Raw genomic sequence first — 16884 nt, 5'->3', positions numbered from 1 at the left:
CAGCTCTCTAACTCAAAACTTCAACTAAGATAATGTCATAGGTAGATATTCTTTGAGCTTAGGGGGTCACTATGTGGCAAGGTATCTCGCAGCAACTTTCAGATATATTGGCTTTCGAATTTAACATTGAAGAAAGAGAAAAGTTATCTGGCGGCGATAGCAACCAATGCTATATGATCTCTGATGGCCAGCAACGTTACTTTGTTAAAGTAAACGATAGAGAATATCTACAAAAGTTTGAATCTGAAATCGAAAACCTTTCTAATCTACTTCATACTAGCACCCTCTCCGTTCCTCAACCGGTGATAGCAGGCGTAACGAAAGAAAACGCTTTTTTGATTTTAAACTTTCTTCCGACTAAGCCCCTCGAACTACCAAAAGATAAATATGCCTTTGGTCAACAATTAGCCAAACTTCATCAATGGGGTGAACAAAGAGAATACGGTTATGACGCCGATACTTATGTTGGGCTTAATATTCAACCTAATGCTTGGCATAAAAAGTGGGGCTTGTTCTTTTCAGAATATAGGATTGGTTGGCAACTTCAGTTACTAAAAGAAAAAGGCATTGATCTAGGTGATATTGCTGAAATCGTAGCAAAAGTAAAACACATCATAGGTGCTCATTCCCCTAAACCATCATTACTGCATGGCAACCTAAGTCGCAATAATTATGCTCTATCGGTAAATGGTGTCATTTGTTACGACCCATCAAGTTACTGGGGAGATCCTGAGTGCGATCTTGCTATCGCTGAAGCATTTAGTGACCTTGGTCCTGACTTTTTCTCTGGTTACGAAAGTATACAATTGATTGATTCTGGCTATGAAAAGCGTAAGTCAGTCTATCAACTCTACTATCTACTGTGTCACTGCAACCAATATGGCGGTGACTATCTCGAACAGTCTTATTCCCTGATTCAGTCACTCTTTGCTAAAGATATTATTTAGCGCTGTTAATTCAATGACTTAATTAACAATTCATAAATATGAGAGCTGAGTCGAATATAAATGTAATTAATGGACTAGAATTACAGATAAGCATAAAAAATTGATTCAGTAAGGATACTGAACGCAATAAGTAACCCAATAATTTTGGCGACAAATAACAAAACGCAGCGTTTTTTGAGCATTTGTTTGCAGTGATTCAACCTTTTCGCTTATTTTCAATCATAAAGAAACTTTGCGCGTTAGTATGAATTCGGTCAAATTGAACCGCCTATTTTGTTGTTCATTGAGCTTGATACAGGGAAGTCGTAGTGAGGAAAGCAATGATAAAATACACTGAAAAAAGAGTAACGTGTCCACATTGCGGACACCAGATTGGAATGACGATTGATTCATCTATTGGCAATCAAGAGTTTTATGACGATTGCCCATCTTGTAATCATGCCATTCATTTAGAACTCAAAGTTGATAATGCAAAAATTCAACTGACTGCGGGTGTTGAAGATCACCCCACTTTCTAATCAAGTCCGCTATATTTTATATGCTAAGCTCCCAAATTTGGGGGCTTTTTTATGTCTATCTTGTTAAATATTTATCGCTAATTGTATACAACTGGATATACTTATACCCAAGTATCCCTACCGTTATGCCACCTTTTCATGTTGTTAGGAGTTAGTGTGCACCGATATCGTAAAGAAACCCTCATACTTGTCAAACTCTCCACTCCTGTCTTACTGGCGTCAATAGCACAAACCGGCATGGGCTTTATTGATACGGTGATGGCTGGCGGTGTCAGTGCGACCGATATGGCAGCGGTTGCTGTCGCTTCAAGTATTTGGTTACCTTCGATTTTATTTGGTATTGGGCTATTGTTAGCTCTGGTTCCTGTGGTCGCTCAACTCAATGGTTCTGGTCGCCAGATTCGTATTGCTCACGAGATTCAGCAAGGTTTCTACTTATCTTTTTTAGTCGCGATTCCCATTATCTTGGTCTTATCTCAAACTCGACATATTCTTGAGATCATGCATATTGAGCCCACAATGGCAGCCAAAACAAACGGCTATATGTTTGCCATGATCTTTGCTGTGCCTGCATTTTTACTATTCCAAACATTGCGCAGCTTATCAGATGGTTTGTCTCTCACTAAGCCTGCAATGATATTAGGATTCTTAGGCTTAGCGCTAAATATCCCGCTTAACTGGATCTTCGTTTACGGTAAGTTTGGTATGCCTGAACTTGGCGCTGTCGGCTGTGGAGTGGCCACTGCAATTGTATACTGGGTGATGTTTTTGTGCATGCTATGCTATGTATTGATTGCACGCCGATTCAAAAACATTCACATTTTCAGTGAGTTTCATAAGCCTAACGCACATTCGCTTCGCCGCTTATTCCGCTTAGGCTTCCCTATTGCTGCAGCATTATTTTTTGAGGTGACACTCTTTGCCGTTGTCGCATTGCTCATTGCACCACTCGGTCCATTAGTGGTTGCTGCGCACCAAGTTGCCATTAACTTTTCATCATTGATCTTCATGCTACCAATGAGTATTGGTGCAGCGGTGAGTATTCGTGTTGGGCATCAATTGGGCGAGCAAAGCGTTGAAGGTGCAAAAATTTCCACGCACGTGGGATTGCTTGCAGCATTTGGTACCGCAGTGGTTACCGCATTGTTGACGGTAATTTTCCGTGATTCAATCATTGCACTTTACACCGATAACCAGGAAGTAACGATCATCGCCCTACACTTATTACTTATGGCTGCGATTTATCAATGTAGTGATGCATTGCAAGTTGTGGGTGCTGGTGCTTTACGTGGTTATAAAGACACCGGCTCAATCTTTAGCCGCACGTTTATCTCTTACTGGGTCATTGGAATGCCAGCGGGTTATATTCTCGGTATGACAACATGGTTCACCGATGAACCGATGGGTGTAACGGGGTTCTGGATTGGTATTATCTTAGGCTTAACCACCGCGGCATTCTTGCTGACTAAACGTCTACTTTGGTTACACAAACAAGATGACACCGTGCAGCTTAATTTCTCATTAAGATGACGCTAAGTGAGTATTACCAAGCCTAACCAGATTACAGTAACAAGACTTGTACCAATAAGGCCGCATGATATAGCGGCCTTTGTTTTTATTATTCTGCCCGAATATGGCTAAAACGAGCAAACCTAGGCAAACCACTTTGTGTTAAACCGTTATATTTAAAATTAACTTTTGATCCAATCGGTGGTGGGTTTTGCCGTTCTTCATCACTTAACCCTGAGCCTAGATAAAATGTTTTCCCATTCATCCATTTCACTAAAAGTGAACCTGTTAACCCATCATACTTACCATTTCCAGGTTTATAGCCCATAACTACGGCTTCAGAATCTTGATATGACTTTACTTTAATCAAATCATCCGTTCTGCCTGATTGATATTGACTAAATCGATGTCGAAGCATAATTCCCTCACCTGATTTGGCTTCAATACTGGATAGCAATGCTTGAAGTTGTTTATCACTGTTAAGCGGATGGTGATCAACAACAGCAAGATATGGACTATCTATGGGAGCAATTTTATCTTGTAGCCACTGATAACGTTGCTCAAAATCTTGTGAAGAATTAGGTCGGTCAAACACCATAAATACGATGTGTTGCCAATCAGCACTTGGCTTGCTATCCATGACCGTTCGTTGAACAAATTGAAATTGATTTCTTCCTGCCCACAACTCACCATCTAAGGCTTCGTTTGGTAATGATTCAGTAAACCATGCTGGTGCGTGGATGGTATTTCCAGTACGAGTTTGTAATTCAGAGCCAGTCCAAACGGCGCGAATTCCATCAAGCTTTTCGCTATACCAATACTCATCTAAACGTAGATCATCATGATATTCATTGGCGAAAGCCAGCTTAATTGAAACGGGTGTTAGCTCTGACGAAGCCAAGGCTATATCGGCATTAATGAGGGCTGTGGCAGAACATGTATATAGAAGAAGATCCGACTTTTTCATAGAAATCACCTTGAATGAAAAGGTTTCAATCTAAATGCTTTATCCCATACAACTTGATTCAATAAAGAGACTTGCGAGTCATGAACTGATAATTTTCAGTGATAAACAAATCAATTACATATTCGATTGCACTGTTTAACTGCCATGTTAGACTCAGTCCTGTTCACTAAAAATAAGAGATGTTAAGAATGATTAAAGCTGCTGTATTCGACATGGATGGTTTGATGATTGACTCTGAACCATTCTGGCAACAAGCTCAACTAGAAGTATTCCCTACCGTGGGCGTTAAAATCACATTACAAGATACCATTGATACAACCGGTATTCGCATTGACCAGATCGTGGAACAATATTACCGTACACAGCCTTGGGAATCGTACAGCTGCGAACAAGTATGCGATATGGTTTTAGCTAGAGTGATTGAATTGGTCAAAGAACATAAACCGATGATGCCAGGACTTTTTCATGCTTTAGAAACTTGCCAACAAGCGGGTTTGAAAATCGCTTTAGCTTCTTCATCTCCAATGGTATTGATTCAAGCCACTCTTGGTGCATTAGAACTCGATGGTGTTTTTGAAGCCGTCTTATCAGCAGAAGGTTTACCTTATGGCAAGCCGCACCCAGAAGTCTATCTCAATGCTGCCAAGGCATTAGACGTATCATCATTAGATTGCGTGGCACTTGAGGACTCATTCACCGGTTTATTAGCGGCCAAATCCGCACAAATGAAAACCATCGTGATTCCAGAAGAAAGCCAACGTGAACAAGCACGCTTTGTGATTGCCGATCATAAGCTTACTTCACTTGAGCAAATCACACCTGAGTTGCTTAAAGCGTTATAAGACTCATTTTGATATCAACACATCACCGAATAAAACGAGTATTCGGTGATGTTTATATTCGTCATTAAAATGGAATACATTGCCACATAATAGCGAATGAACAGCCCATCGCGATTGCCCACGATAGCGTGCGTAACAAGCCGATATTCAACAAATAAAGTATGTTATAAATCACTCTTGATCCGGTATGGACCATAGCTAGCAAGAGTAGTAAGTGGAAAGCTAGAGCAAATGACAAGTGAGGTAAATCCTAAGAGTCTATTTTTCATAGCCATATCCTTATGAAACTTTATTTACCCTAGCGCATAATTTATGAGCAAATAAAATTCGTGTTCTATTTTGTTGATCTTAAACTTGTATAATCGATGCAAATAGAATGAATTGGACACTGACGTGATTGATAAATCGAGCATAAATTGGGTTATTTTGGCTGGTGGGCAAGCAAGTCGCATGGGCGGAAGTGACAAGGGATTGATTGTGCTTCATGGCAAGCCTCTTGTGGAACATATTATTGAGAAGCTGCGCCCACAAACGCAGCATATTATGATCAATGCCAACCGTAATTTGGAAGACTATCAAGCCTATGCGCCAACCTTCTCAGATCTTAAATTAGGCTTTCTCGGGCCCTTGGCCGGAATTCATTCCGCATTAGCCCATTCTGAAAACTTCGACTGGGTTGGCGTGGTGCCTTGTGACAGCCCTAATCTACCCCACGATTATATTGAACGATTTATCCGCCAAGCGAATTCTGCTACTGAAATATTGGTCGCATTTGATGGAGTACATATTCAACCGGTTTTCGCTCTATACAAAAAAACGGTTCAAGAAAAGCTAACACAGTTTTTAGAAAACGGAGATAGAAAGGTGCAACTCTTCTTTGCTAATTGCCAAGTTGAAACCGTTGATTTCAGTGATTGTGCGTCTATGTTTATCAATCTCAATACACCCGATGACTTATTGCAACTGTCATCTCAAATTGATCAATAAAAGAATATGATGAATGCATTGAACGATTTTCCTATCCCAGTACTCGGCTTTGCTGCCTACAGCGGTACAGGCAAAACAACATTACTTGAAGCATTGTTGCCGCGACTCAAGCAACGCGGAATTCGTGTTGGCATGCTCAAACATGCACACCATGATTTTGATATCGACATACCTGGAAAAGACAGCTACCGCTTACGTAAAGCTGGTGCCGACCAAATGCTTGTTACCTCTCATCAACGTTTTGCAATGGTGACAGAAACGCCAGAACAAGAGCCAAGCTTTGAATACCTTTTAAGTCGATTTAACACTCAAGAACTCGACCTCATCTTAGTGGAAGGTTGCAAGAATATCATTTTCCCTAAAATGGAATTACATCGACAAGCCTTAAATAAACCTTGGCTTTTTCCACAAGACGCTAGCGTCATTGGCATCGTAGCGGATTCTACACCTGAGACCACATTACCTTGTTTAGATATTAATGATTTAGACGCCGTAGCTGACTTTGTACAAGCTTTTATCCAACAATCGAAAATCAACAAATAGAATAAAAAAACGCCACTCAGCGCATAAAGTCGACAAACACTCTCAAACTGTTCATTTTGTGCTTGCAACCTTGAGATCGCGTGGTTAATATCTTGTCCGTTCTCAAGAACATAAGTCATTTTGCAAATTGGGTCCGTAGCTCAGTTGGTTAGAGTACTACCTTGACATGGTAGGGGTCGGCGATTCGAGTTCGCCCGGACCCACCATTTTCAAAATGATTTAGTGGATAATGTATTCGCTTGAAACAAATTATGCGCCCGTAGCTCAGTTGGTTAATCTACTACCTTGACATGGTCGCAGTTGGTAAAGCTCGGTGATTCATCACCTTTCTACCATACAAATAAAATTATGCGCCCGTAGCTCAGTTGGTTAATCTACTACCTTGACATGGTCGCAGTTGGTAAAGCTCGGTGATTCATCACCTTTCTACCATACAAATAAAATTATGCGCCCGTAGCTCAGTTGGTTAGAGTACTACCTTGACATGGTAGGGGTCGGTGATTCGAGTTCACTCGGGCGCACCATATAAGAAAGCCAGACTAATTCAATTAGTCTGGCTTTTTTGGTTTTGTACTAAGAGTACCCTATCCTTACGTTCTCAATCTCAAAAACAACAAAACCCCAACATAAGTTCAGCATGTTGGGGTTTTGATCTTTAAGTATTCTACGTTATTTTGCGTTTTTCACCGGTCTAGGTTCGCTCATCAAACCCAAAATCAGTGAGAATGTCGCGAACAACAATACGATGGTAAATGGGAACCCGGTTGTTACTGCCATGGCTTGTGCAGCAGCCAAACCTCCACCAAGTAGTAATGCAATCGCTACTAAGCCTTCAAATGTGCACCAGAAAACACGTTGTGGTGTTGGTGCATCCACTTTACCACCGGCTGAAATAGTATCGATAACCAATGAACCTGAATCTGATGATGTTATGAAAAACACAACCACCAAGATAATTCCGACAATGGAGGTAATACTCGATAATGGCATGGCACCTAACATTGCAAATAATTTCAATGGTAGATCTGCATCTTTTACCGCTTCATAGCCAGCATTCACAAACTGATCAATCGCGGTACCACCAAAAGCAGACATCCAGAATACACAAACGGTTGATGGCACAATCAATACGCAGAAGATAAATTCACGCACGGTACGTCCACGAGAAACACGCGCAATAAACATACCTACGAATGGTGACCATGAAATCCACCATGCCCAGTAAAATGCAGTCCAACCTTGAGAGTAATTTACATCTTCACGTTCAAACGGCATTGATAAAGCTGGTATCTCTTTAATATATGACCAGATATTTTCAAAGAAGCCAGTAACGATCGCTAAAGTCGGCCCTACTACAACGATGAAAAACAATAGCAGTGCAGCTAAACCCATATTAATTTCTGATAATCGCTTAACCCCGCTATCAAGACCCGCAACAACAGAGATTAACGCAAATGCCGTTATGACCACGATCAGAACGATTTGAGTGGTGTTATTAAATGGAATATCGAATAAGAAATTAAGTCCCGTTGCCGCTTGTGATGCACCATAGCCCAGCGAGGTAGCTAGACCAAATACGGTCGCAATAACGGCGAGAATATCAATGATATGCCCAGGCCAACCCCAAACTCTTTCACCTAAAATAGGATAAAAGACAGAGCGCATAGTCAACGGAAGTCCCTTATTAAAAGAAAAGATCGCCAAGCCTAATGCTAACAGAGCGTAGATTGCCCATGGGTGTAAAGCCCAGTGATATATTGTTGCAGCCATACCTAATTGACGCGCCGCTTCGGTATCACCCATCGCTCCACCAAGTGGTGCCCAGTCGGTACGCACTCCATTTTCAAATACAGGTCCTCCTAGCGCGGTACTAAAGTGAGACATAGGCTCTGATACACCAAAGAAAACCAAACCAATTCCCATGCCCGCGGCAAATAGCATTGCTAACCAGCCGCTATAAGAGTAATCAGGCTTAGCATCAGTACCGCCGATTCGTACGCGACCCAGTGGAGAAATGGCTAAACCCAAACAGACGACAACAAAAATGTTACCAGATAAAAGGAAAAACCAGTCTAGATAGGAAGTTAACCAGTCACGCATGTGAACAAAAATGGGTTCAACCTGCTGTTGGAAAAGTAACGTTACTATCACGAAAAGGACAATAGCGAGACCTGAAACCGCAAAAACTCGGTTGTGAATATCTAAACCAAAGGGTCCGACAGATAAAACAACATTGTCCTGTCCGACCTGATAGTCCGTGTCGATGGGGTTAGCCTCCCCACTATGCAGCGGAATACCGCCATTGTCTTTTTTATCCATATTATTTCCTTTGTGCCCTAATTGATGATACTGTTATAATTAACCATAATAATTGTAATGCTTTTATTAATGATACCCTTATGGTTTCTCTATTCAATAACTAATTGAGAGGTCAAGTTTATATGTTCAATTAGCAATCAAATACAGCTCAATAACAAAGCAGTAACATTTGAGTTTATTGTTATAGTAGCGAATTTGATTGGCTTGCGTATCCAATACACTTGATTTTCATCTTACTGCAAATGATATATCTATTAGTTTTTATCTCTAACCAGGCTACAATATGTAAGATAAACCGCCAGATAAATAACCATATTGAGATAACATTCCTTAAACACACAAATAACAAACTGTCAAAATACAGTATTAATCGTGACTAAGATCACATTGGTGGGTCATAATTTCTTACAAACGAGCCGAGATCTTGGTGAGATCTGATACTCTCCATGTCACTTTGAAAGTTGTACAAAGTATTCATATGGAGATCAGTTCATGACGAACGACAACAACAAAAAGAAACGCTCACTGACGAGTAAAATCATTTTCGGTATGGTTGCCGGTATCATTTGTGGTTTACTCATCCAAAACTTCTTTTCACACAACCAGTTTATAGATACTTACCTAGTAAATGGACTGTTTGATGTTGGTGGTAAAATTTTTATTGCCAGCTTAAAAATGCTTGTTATCCCACTTGTTTTTGTCTCTTTAGTTTGCGGAACTAGCTCGCTAAAAGACATCAGCACACTGGGCCGTTTAGGTGGTAAAACACTGGCCTTCTACATTACAACAACCGCGATTGCTATCACACTTGCACTATTTATGGGGATCTTCCTACAACCTGGTGCGGGTGCGGATCTGACTTCTGCCGCTTCTTTTAGTGCTCAGAGTGCACCATCATTAGGTGAAGTCATCGTTGGTATGTTCCCAAGTAACCCTATGGCAGCAATGACACAAGGTAACACTTTGCAAGTTATCGTTTTTGCAGTGTTATTCGGTATTGCAATTAGCCTTGCAGGCAAACCTGGTGAACGTGTGGCTAACTTCTTCAGTGATGTTAATGAAGTCATCATGAAGTTAGTGACTATTTTAATGGAAGTGGCACCTTACGGTATCTTCTTCCTAATGGCGAAACTGTTTACGGGTCTTGGTCTAGAAGCTATCGCAAATCTTGCTGCCTACTTCCTAGTATTGGTTGCCGCTTTGCTAATTCATGCTTTTGTGACATACAGCGTATTGCTTAAAGTTCTTTCAGGTCTGAATCCGATCGCGTTCTGGAAGAAAATGAAAGATGCCATTATGTTTGCATTCTCAACGGCTTCTTCAAACGCAACGCTACCTATCACAATGGAAACGGCTACCCACCGCTTAGGTGTGAGCAACAAAATTGCTTCGTTCACGATTCCACTTGGTGCAACCATCAACATGGATGGTACGGCAATCATGCAAGGTGTCGCGACAGCATTCATTGCACAAGCATTCAATGTTGATTTAGGTATCGGCGACTACATGACAGTGATCTTAACGGCTACCCTCGCCTCTGTAGGTACAGCAGGTGTTCCAGGTGTCGGTCTGATCATGCTAGCAATGGTATTAAACCAAGTTGGTCTACCTCTTGAAGGTATTGCGTTAATCATGGGTGTTGACCGCTTACTGGATATGATCCGTACAGCCGTGAACATTACTGGTGACAGCGTAGTCACTTGTATCGTTGCAAAATCAGAAAATGAAATGGATGTTGATGCTTTCAACGATCCTAACGCTGGTGAAATTGAGCTAGCAATGAAAAAATCTGCTTAATTCGATATCGAGCAATCGTTATAGTAAATAACCGCTAATGTTAAAGCCCTAGGTCATGATTGGCCTAGGGCTTTTGTATTTCTCAGTGTTCACGTTATTCCTAAAAACTCTAAACAATTTCACGACAAGTTCTGCGCCTGCGTGTTACTCTAATTTTTCTTTATATTTAGATGTCTTACCGTATGACCCAAGAGTTCAAAGCCACTGTTATACTTATTTTTACTACGATTTTTGCCGGTCTTGGTTGGATATTCTCTAAGCAGGCAATAGCGGAACTGCCCCCTTTTGCTTTTATTGGAACTCGGTTTGTTATTGCCTCTCTGCTCCTCGTTCCTTTTTGCTATAAGAGTTTGAGTGCGCTTAGCCGTCAACAAGTGATTAATGCAGCCAGCGTTGGTGTCATTATGTCTGGTGCCTTATTAACTTGGGTCACCGCAATTTCAGTCACCGATACATTGGCAGAAGGTGCTTTTATTTCTAGCCTTGCGATGCTATTCGCGCCATTTGTCGGCTGGCTGCTATTCAAACAAAGACCGATTCGTATGTTTTGGGTTTCACTGCCCTTTGCCGTACTTGGTTTAGGCTTCTTATCATTATCAAATGGATACCATCACTCACCTAGCCAAATTTGGTTTTTGATCTCGGCGATCTTGTTAGCTTTCCATTTCAACTTTAATGCGAAATATGCGCAAACCATTCCCAGTTTAGCGCTAGCTTGTATTCAATTAATGGTTGTTGGTGTCGTCGCATCAATTGCATCACTATTACTAGAACAATGGCCAGAAACCATTTCAAGTACAACATGGATGTGGTTAGGTTTGAGCACGATTGTTGCCACGAGTCTTCGTTATGTGATGCAAACGGTAGGACAAAAGCTGACTACTTCTGGCAATGCAGCCATCATTATGATCCTAGAACCAGTATGGGCGAGTTCACTCAGCGTTGTATTTTATGGGGATGATATGCCGATAGGTAAAGTCATCGGTTGTGGGCTGATCTTGTGGTCATTATTCGTTTATCGAGGTGGCGCTAAACTATTAGAGCGACGCTTGCAGAAATCATCGCTCTAATACACGGTCCACCATCAATCATGAGTTGGAACTTAGGATCATCAATTCTCTTAGATGTTTTGCCGCCGCCTGAGGGTCAGGGTTTGCACAAATTGCTGACACCAATGCCATGCTATCCACCCCAGTTTTGGCTATTTTTTCAATGTTATTAACGGTAATCCCCCCTATTGCGACTAGCGGCTTTTCGCTCTGTTGTACCGCTTTCATCAAACCTTCTATTTTCCACTCATATTTCGTGTTGGTTTTTGTCGCAGTATTAAAAATGGTACTGATCCCAAGGTAATCAACCTCAAAGTGTTGTGCGTTGTTAAGCTGTTCTGGGCTTTCAACCGTTAGACCAAGGATCTTATCTTTCCCAATCAGGCGACGGGCGATATCCACCGGCATATCTGACTGGCCTAAATGCACACCATCCGCATTGACCGCCAAAGCCACATCCACTCGATCATTAATTATCAAAGGTACAAACGACTTATCTTGGTAGTGTTCAGCATTAAATCGGTCAATCACTTGCTTTGCTGTTTGAGCCCTTTCTATAAACTCGCGAACATCATGGTTTTTATGTCGAATTTGTATAATCGACACACCACCAAGTAAGGCTTGTTCAATCAATACTTTCAGTTCATCTCCACACGTGTGCTCATCGCTGACTAAATATAATGGGTAATTAAAAGCCCTATTCTGGATCATATTTTCCACACTCCAAAGTATATTCGATAGCTTGCGCATCGACCCCGTGTAACTTATCTAAAATATGCATCTGTAATGAACCTGGCCCTTGTGCTTGTTTACCTGCTAATTCTCCTGCGATACCAAGAACAGCGGTTGCGCAAAGCCCTGCGGACGCAAAATCAATGGATGCAAAAGCTCCAGTTAAGGCAGTATGCGTGCATCCCATGCCAGTAATTTTAGGCATTAGATCATGACCGTTATCGAGACGATAAATGGTGTTATCAGAAACAACAAAATCTTGCTCACCAGATATCACCACCTGCTCTACACCATATTGTTTAATCACTTTTTGTGCCGCAATAATGGCAGAATCACTGGTATCCAGCGCATCCACACCCTTTACGTGGCTTTGAAGGTCAGCTAATGCCATGACTTCCGATGCATTAGCCCGGATAATCAATTTATCGGCTAACTGGCAAAATTCTTGCGATACAGCGGTACGCATCTTACTTGCACCACAGCCAACAGGATCAAGGATGACGGGTTTACCAAAGATATTCGCTTGTTTAATCGCAAAACGCATACGTTCTACCCAGATACGATCGAGCGTCCCAATATTGATGACAAGGCAATGGGCAATCTTCACCATGTCTTCCATTTCTTCGCGGCTATGGGCCATGATTGGTGAAGCACCCACTGCTAAAAGCGCATTCGCGGTATTGTTCATAACAACATAATTTGTGATATTTAAAACAAGCGGACTTCTCTCTCTTAGTTGTTGTAACTTTTCAGAGATCAACTGATGCATGACGCACTCCATTTTGTATTTCAATTTCTATCATCAAAAGCAACGCACTAAAAACGAAGCCTAGGGCCTGTTGATCTTTCGTGGTTAAATTTTGTTCGAGATAAAAGCATTTTAGGCAAGGCAAGTCGATTGTAGCCTAGTTATTCTAAGTAAATGAGACTTAACCTATCTTATTACAAAGTACGGCATAAAATGCTTTTAGCCGAACCCTTAGGGCAGCGTTTGTTGGTCATTTGCACTGCGTTATCGGCTCCTCGTGTAGGCTAGCTACACCACGGAGCCTCTGCCTTGTTCAAATGTCCAACAATTCGCTGCAAAAATCATCACGAAAGATCAACAGGACCTAGTAATTAAAGATAAGGGGTTGGATCAACCGGCGTTTTAATTACGTTATTTTTGTACATAAAGTCTGCAAAGGCTTTGTATCCTTGCTTGTCGGTGGCTGTAGGACGTAAAGAAAAACGAGTCAAAGTGTCTTGCCATGCACGTTGGTTTAGTTCGGTATCGAGTGTTTTTGGGTTATAACTAATGAAACTTTGCCAAGCATTCTCTGGGTGGTTAACAATATACTGTGTGGCTTTGGTGAGCGCCTGATTAAACTTATCAATTGCCACATTTTTCTTAGTATTTTGATTAACCACAAACACAAGTTCTTCATAACTTGGCACGCCATGTTCTTCAGGATAAAACGCTCTAACTTTAATTCCTTCTAATGCCATTTGGTTGGGTTCAAAATTGCGTAATCCACCCCATACTGCATCAACTTTTTTGGATGCCAGTGATGAAGATAAATTCCAACCTACATTAACCATTTTGATATCAGAAAGGTTTAATCCTGAATCACGCAGCATGGTTCCAACCATTGCATCTTCTGTCCCTGCAACAGCAATACCGACCGTTTTTCCTTTCAGATCGGACACCTTTTTAATATCACTGCCATCCAGTACTAAAATGGTATTCAATGGTGTTGCAATCAACGTGGCTGAGCGCTTTAACGGTAAGCCCGCTTCTAAATCCATCACAAAGTTAGGCTCATAAGAGACGGCCATGTCAACTTTACCTGCAGCAACTAACTTAGGTGGCATGGTTGGATCTGCCGGCTCTTGAATCTCTACCTCTAAGCCTGCATCTTTGAAATAACCTTGCTGCTGAGCCACAATAATCGGACCATGATTTGGATTAACAAACCAATCAAGCATCAAACTGAGCTTATCATTCGCTTCTACGGGTAGCGTACATATCAGCGCAGCTAGAATAAACATTTTGTTAATCAAACCATTAGCACGTCTATTTCTGCGATTTATAAAAAGATTATTACGCTTTAAAAACACTTTCATCATACATCCCTTTTAGTCACTCAGATCCCAATCGATCCAGCGAGTTAAACAATAATTTACTGAAAAATATAAACAAATAGAGAGCATCGACAGCACCACTAAACCGGAGAACATATCGGCAGTTTGCATCCGAGCATTGCTTTGCAACATAAAATAACCAATCCCTTCACTGGCACCGACCCATTCACCAATCACTGCGCCTATCGGAGCGATCACAACCGACACTCTGAATCCAGATGCTAAGGCCGGCATCGCCGCTGGAAATCGTACTCGCCATAACATCTGCCATCTCGATAAATGAAATGTCTTGCCTAATTCAATAAAGCCATTAGGTGTGTTATTTAGTCCGTCATAGCAACAAACCGTGATAGGAAAGAAAATGATAATTGCAGACATCACTACTTTTGAGGCCATACCATAACCAAACCACAGCATTAAAACTGGAGCTAATGCAAAAACAGGAATGGCCTGACTGACTATTAAAATTGGCATCATCCAACGATTTAAACGGTGACTCAGTAACATGAGTAAAGCGCTCACCACACCAAATACGCTCCCAAGCACTAAACCGGCTACAATCTCTTGTAGCGTTACCCAGGTGTGCCTCAATATGACGCTAGGCTGATGAATGAATGCTTCCCAAACATCAACAGGCGTAGGAACAATATATTTTGGTAAAGCAAAACCCCACACAACTAACTGCCAGAGCAATATGATCAGTAAACACGTCGTCACTGGTTGAAAACTTTTTGAGAAAGCGAACGAAGACGACTTACCTAGACGGGTATTCATTGAAGGCTGCTTTTTCATCGATTCACCGCTTTTATAATCGATTGAGATTGCAGCTGAGACATCAATCTCTGCTGAAAATGAGCAAATTCAGCATTCATGACTCGTGGCTTTTGTTCACAATATGGGAGATGAACATCATTCAATGAAGCTGGTTTTCCTTTCATCACTAAGACATGGTCACTGACTCTCAAGGCTTCTTGAATATCGTGAGTAATGAAAATAACCGTTTTATCATCAAGCAGTTGGCATGCAAGATCTTGTAGTTCATAGCGAGTTAATGAATCCAGTGCTGAGAATGGTTCATCCATTAAAACCACAGGTTTGTTTTGAATTAACGTTCTAGCAAGCGCGACACGTTGTCTCATTCCCCCAGATAATTGCTTGGGTTTGTAGCGAATAACATCACCTAGCCCAACCTGAGCAAGTAAAGCTTCCGCTTGTTTGATTTCATCAAGCGTTAACCTACCCGTTTGCAAATATCGCTCTAAACATGTGTTGTGCAGTACATCGAGCCAAGGAAACAAGAAATCTTTTTGTCCCATATAAGCTATGGGCTTGTAGGTAATAGGTTTATGAGTAATAGGCTTATGTGCGATAGGTTTATAGGAATTAGGCTGCGATAAAGTAACTTTAGATTCATTTGAAGAACGAAATTGAATATTGCCTTGCATTGTTGATTGCGTAACTAAACCTGCGATGAGCTTTAGTAATGTTGTTTTGCCACAACCACTCGCACCGAGAATGCTTGTCCAAGTTCCCGCCTTAAAGCAATGGCTTAAACCCTTAAATAAGCAATCATCGCTATCAGAAAAGCGGAAGGTCAGATCATTGATGTCAATATCGACAGGCATATCAATCATCCGACTTGTCTGAGTATGAATGCCTGTTCAAAGCATAAAAATGATGAACAGGACCAGCACCTTCGCCAACATTCAATCTATCGGCATGAAGCAAGGCTTCTGAAAGATAAACTTTGGCTTTATCGACCGCTTCAGATAATGCGAAGCCTTGTCCGAGATAAGAAGCAATAGCAGAAGATAATGTGCATCCTGTTCCATGAGTGTTTTTTGTATTCACTCTAGGGTGCCTATAACTAGAAACGTTATTTTTGTTGATCAACCAATCAGTGCTGTACTCTCCCTGTAAATGACCGCCTTTTAGTAAAACGTCACACGAAGAAAGCAATGAGTCATGTTGAATACGTTCAATTAGCTCACCGACTTGCGACTCATTTTGAATATTACTTTGTCCAAGTAATAAAGCGGCTTCTGGCAAGTTTGGAGTAATGACATCAACTATTGGAATTAAACATTCTTTCAGCGTTTCAATTGCTTGGGGTTGTATTAATGGATCACCGCTAGTGGCTACCATAACTGGATCCAACACTACATTCATTAAGTTATAGTGCTTTAGCTTCTGTGCAATGACTTCTATGACTTGGCTATCATTAAGCATTCCAATCTTAACTGCCGCAATATCAATATCGGACAATACCGTATCGAGTTGATCGGCAATGAACGATGCTGAAACCGAATAAATGGAATGCACACCTTGTGTATTTTGCGCCGTTAAAGCGGTAATAGCCGAACAAGCAAAGCCACCCGTGGCAGAAATCGCTTTAATATCGGCTTGAATGCCTGCACCACCACCAGAATCTGAACCTGCAATTGTCAATATATTAGGCGTCAATGAATGATGGCTTGATTTGCTTGCAGTAACGGAAGAATCGGTAGTTGTTGAATTTTGATTCATATTACTTCCTCAAAGCGCGTGGAA

16 protein-coding genes, 2 tRNA genes and 1 pseudogene are annotated in these 16884 nt (G+C 41.3%); 10 read left to right on the top strand and 9 right to left on the bottom strand.

The window, feature by feature from the left end; genetic code table 11:
• Positions 1-71 precede the first annotated feature (71 nt).
• From Vgang_RS14260 to Vgang_RS14250, 3 genes are all read left to right on the top strand, one after another.
• The gene (locus tag Vgang_RS14260) at positions 72-947 is read left to right on the top strand and encodes a fructosamine kinase family protein (RefSeq protein WP_105901510.1); all 876 of its coding nucleotides are present in this window, start codon (positions 72-74) and stop codon (positions 945-947) included.
• A 320-nt stretch (positions 948-1267) separates the two neighbouring features.
• Positions 1268-1465, top strand: a complete 198-nt coding sequence (locus Vgang_RS14255; RefSeq protein ID WP_105901509.1) for a CPXCG motif-containing cysteine-rich protein — start codon at positions 1268-1270, stop codon at positions 1463-1465.
• Positions 1466-1621: 156 nt separating this feature from the next.
• Positions 1622-2995 (top strand): MATE family efflux transporter, encoded by a 1374-nt coding sequence (locus tag Vgang_RS14250; protein WP_157946002.1) that lies wholly within the window; start codon positions 1622-1624, stop codon positions 2993-2995.
• An 88-nt stretch (positions 2996-3083) separates the two neighbouring features.
• On the opposite strand, the gene Vgang_RS14245 is transcribed toward Vgang_RS14250, so the two are convergent.
• Positions 3084-3941 (bottom strand): DNA ligase, encoded by an 858-nt coding sequence (locus Vgang_RS14245; protein WP_105901507.1) that lies wholly within the window; start codon positions 3939-3941, stop codon positions 3084-3086.
• A 188-nt stretch (positions 3942-4129) separates the two neighbouring features.
• On the opposite strand from Vgang_RS14245, the gene hxpB reads away from it, so the two are divergent.
• Positions 4130-4783, top strand: a complete 654-nt coding sequence (gene hxpB / locus Vgang_RS14240; protein ID WP_105901506.1) for a hexitol phosphatase HxpB — start codon at positions 4130-4132, stop codon at positions 4781-4783.
• Positions 4784-4847: 64 nt separating this feature from the next.
• Here hxpB and Vgang_RS14235 read toward each other — a convergent pair whose 3' ends face one another.
• The gene (locus Vgang_RS14235) at positions 4848-4988 is read right to left on the bottom strand and encodes an MAPEG family protein (RefSeq protein WP_264923640.1); all 141 of its coding nucleotides are present in this window, start codon (positions 4986-4988) and stop codon (positions 4848-4850) included.
• A gap of 188 nt (positions 4989-5176) precedes the next feature.
• Here Vgang_RS14235 and mobA point away from each other — a divergent pair, with 188 nt between their 5' ends.
• From mobA to Vgang_RS14215, 4 genes and pseudogenes are all read left to right on the top strand, one after another.
• Positions 5177-5770 carry a molybdenum cofactor guanylyltransferase MobA gene (gene mobA / locus Vgang_RS14230; RefSeq protein WP_105901505.1) on the top strand — a complete coding sequence of 198 codons (594 nt, stop codon included), beginning with the start codon at positions 5177-5179 and terminating at the stop codon, positions 5768-5770.
• Positions 5771-5776: 6 nt separating this feature from the next.
• A pseudogene (gene mobB, locus Vgang_RS14225) lies at positions 5777-6310 on the top strand (molybdopterin-guanine dinucleotide biosynthesis protein B); the annotation flags it as partial.
• A gap of 132 nt (positions 6311-6442) precedes the next feature.
• Positions 6443-6519: transfer RNA gene (locus Vgang_RS14220), tRNA-Val, on the top strand.
• Positions 6520-6760: 241 nt separating this feature from the next.
• Positions 6761-6837: transfer RNA gene (locus Vgang_RS14215), tRNA-Val, on the top strand.
• Between the two features lie 145 nt (positions 6838-6982).
• Here Vgang_RS14215 and Vgang_RS14210 read toward each other — a convergent pair.
• On the bottom strand, positions 6983-8632 hold the full coding sequence (locus tag Vgang_RS14210) for a BCCT family transporter (protein WP_105901503.1): 1650 nt from the start codon (positions 8630-8632) through the stop codon (positions 6983-6985).
• Between the two features lie 492 nt (positions 8633-9124).
• On the opposite strand from Vgang_RS14210, the gene Vgang_RS14205 reads away from it, so the two are divergent.
• Positions 9125-10429, top strand: coding sequence for a dicarboxylate/amino acid:cation symporter (locus tag Vgang_RS14205; RefSeq protein WP_105901502.1), 1305 nt, complete (start codon positions 9125-9127; stop codon positions 10427-10429).
• A gap of 182 nt (positions 10430-10611) precedes the next feature.
• The gene (locus Vgang_RS14200) at positions 10612-11499 is read left to right on the top strand and encodes a DMT family transporter (RefSeq protein ID WP_105901501.1); all 888 of its coding nucleotides are present in this window, start codon (positions 10612-10614) and stop codon (positions 11497-11499) included.
• A gap of 18 nt (positions 11500-11517) precedes the next feature.
• Here the strand turns inward: Vgang_RS14200 and thiE are convergent, their stop codons facing one another.
• The 6 genes from thiE to thiD form a co-directional block, all read right to left on the bottom strand.
• Entirely contained in the window at positions 11518-12189 is a 672-nt protein-coding gene (gene thiE / locus Vgang_RS14195) for a thiamine phosphate synthase (RefSeq protein WP_105901500.1), read from the bottom strand.
• On the bottom strand, positions 12176-12979 hold the full coding sequence (thiM, locus tag Vgang_RS14190; protein ID WP_105901499.1) for a hydroxyethylthiazole kinase: 804 nt from the start codon (positions 12977-12979) through the stop codon (positions 12176-12178). The genes thiE and thiM overlap by 14 nt, the downstream gene beginning before the upstream one ends.
• A 350-nt stretch (positions 12980-13329) precedes the next feature.
• Positions 13330-14241, bottom strand: coding sequence for an ABC transporter substrate-binding protein (locus tag Vgang_RS14185; RefSeq protein WP_105901802.1), 912 nt, complete (start codon positions 14239-14241; stop codon positions 13330-13332).
• 87 nt (positions 14242-14328) lie between these two features.
• Complete coding sequence (locus Vgang_RS14180) at positions 14329-15108, bottom strand: ABC transporter permease (protein ID WP_245879895.1); 780 nt, start codon at positions 15106-15108, stop codon at positions 14329-14331.
• Positions 15109-15122: 14 nt separating this feature from the next.
• Complete coding sequence (locus tag Vgang_RS14175) at positions 15123-15959, bottom strand: ABC transporter ATP-binding protein (RefSeq protein WP_245879876.1); 837 nt, start codon at positions 15957-15959, stop codon at positions 15123-15125.
• A gap of 1 nt (position 15960) precedes the next feature.
• On the bottom strand, positions 15961-16860 hold the full coding sequence (thiD, locus tag Vgang_RS14170; protein WP_105901496.1) for a bifunctional hydroxymethylpyrimidine kinase/phosphomethylpyrimidine kinase: 900 nt from the start codon (positions 16858-16860) through the stop codon (positions 15961-15963).
• Between the last annotated feature and the right edge of the window lie 24 nt (positions 16861-16884).

Origin of the sequence: Vibrio gangliei (assembly GCF_026001925.1) — a bacterium.
GTDB lineage: Bacteria > Pseudomonadota > Gammaproteobacteria > Enterobacterales > Vibrionaceae > Vibrio > Vibrio gangliei.
The sequence above is the reverse complement of the archived record's forward strand: the minus strand, read 5'-3'. Positions and strand labels throughout refer to the sequence as shown.

Bases quoted from the DNA above. Each gene is read 5' to 3' on its own strand.
- Vgang_RS14260 (WP_105901510.1), top strand. From the start codon at position 72: ATGTGGCAAGGTATCTCGCAGCAACTTTCAGATATATTGGCTTTCGAA.
- Vgang_RS14255 (WP_105901509.1), top strand. From the start codon at position 1,268: ATGATAAAATACACTGAAAAAAGAGTAACGTGTCCACATTGCGGACAC.
- Vgang_RS14245 (WP_105901507.1), bottom strand. From the start codon at position 3,941: ATGAAAAAGTCGGATCTTCTTCTATATACATGTTCTGCCACAGCCCTC.
- hxpB (WP_105901506.1), top strand. From the start codon at position 4,130: ATGATTAAAGCTGCTGTATTCGACATGGATGGTTTGATGATTGACTCT.
- Vgang_RS14210 (WP_105901503.1), bottom strand. From the start codon at position 8,632: ATGGATAAAAAAGACAATGGCGGTATTCCGCTGCATAGTGGGGAGGCT.
- Vgang_RS14205 (WP_105901502.1), top strand. From the start codon at position 9,125: ATGACGAACGACAACAACAAAAAGAAACGCTCACTGACGAGTAAAATC.
- Vgang_RS14200 (WP_105901501.1), top strand. From the start codon at position 10,612: ATGACCCAAGAGTTCAAAGCCACTGTTATACTTATTTTTACTACGATT.
- thiE (WP_105901500.1), bottom strand. From the start codon at position 12,189: ATGATCCAGAATAGGGCTTTTAATTACCCATTATATTTAGTCAGCGAT.
- thiM (WP_105901499.1), bottom strand. From the start codon at position 12,979: ATGCATCAGTTGATCTCTGAAAAGTTACAACAACTAAGAGAGAGAAGT.
- Vgang_RS14185 (WP_105901802.1), bottom strand. From the start codon at position 14,241: ATGTTTATTCTAGCTGCGCTGATATGTACGCTACCCGTAGAAGCGAAT.
- Vgang_RS14180 (WP_245879895.1), bottom strand. From the start codon at position 15,108: ATGAATACCCGTCTAGGTAAGTCGTCTTCGTTCGCTTTCTCAAAAAGT.
- Vgang_RS14175 (WP_245879876.1), bottom strand. From the start codon at position 15,959: ATGCCTGTCGATATTGACATCAATGATCTGACCTTCCGCTTTTCTGAT.
- thiD (WP_105901496.1), bottom strand. From the start codon at position 16,860: ATGAATCAAAATTCAACAACTACCGATTCTTCCGTTACTGCAAGCAAA.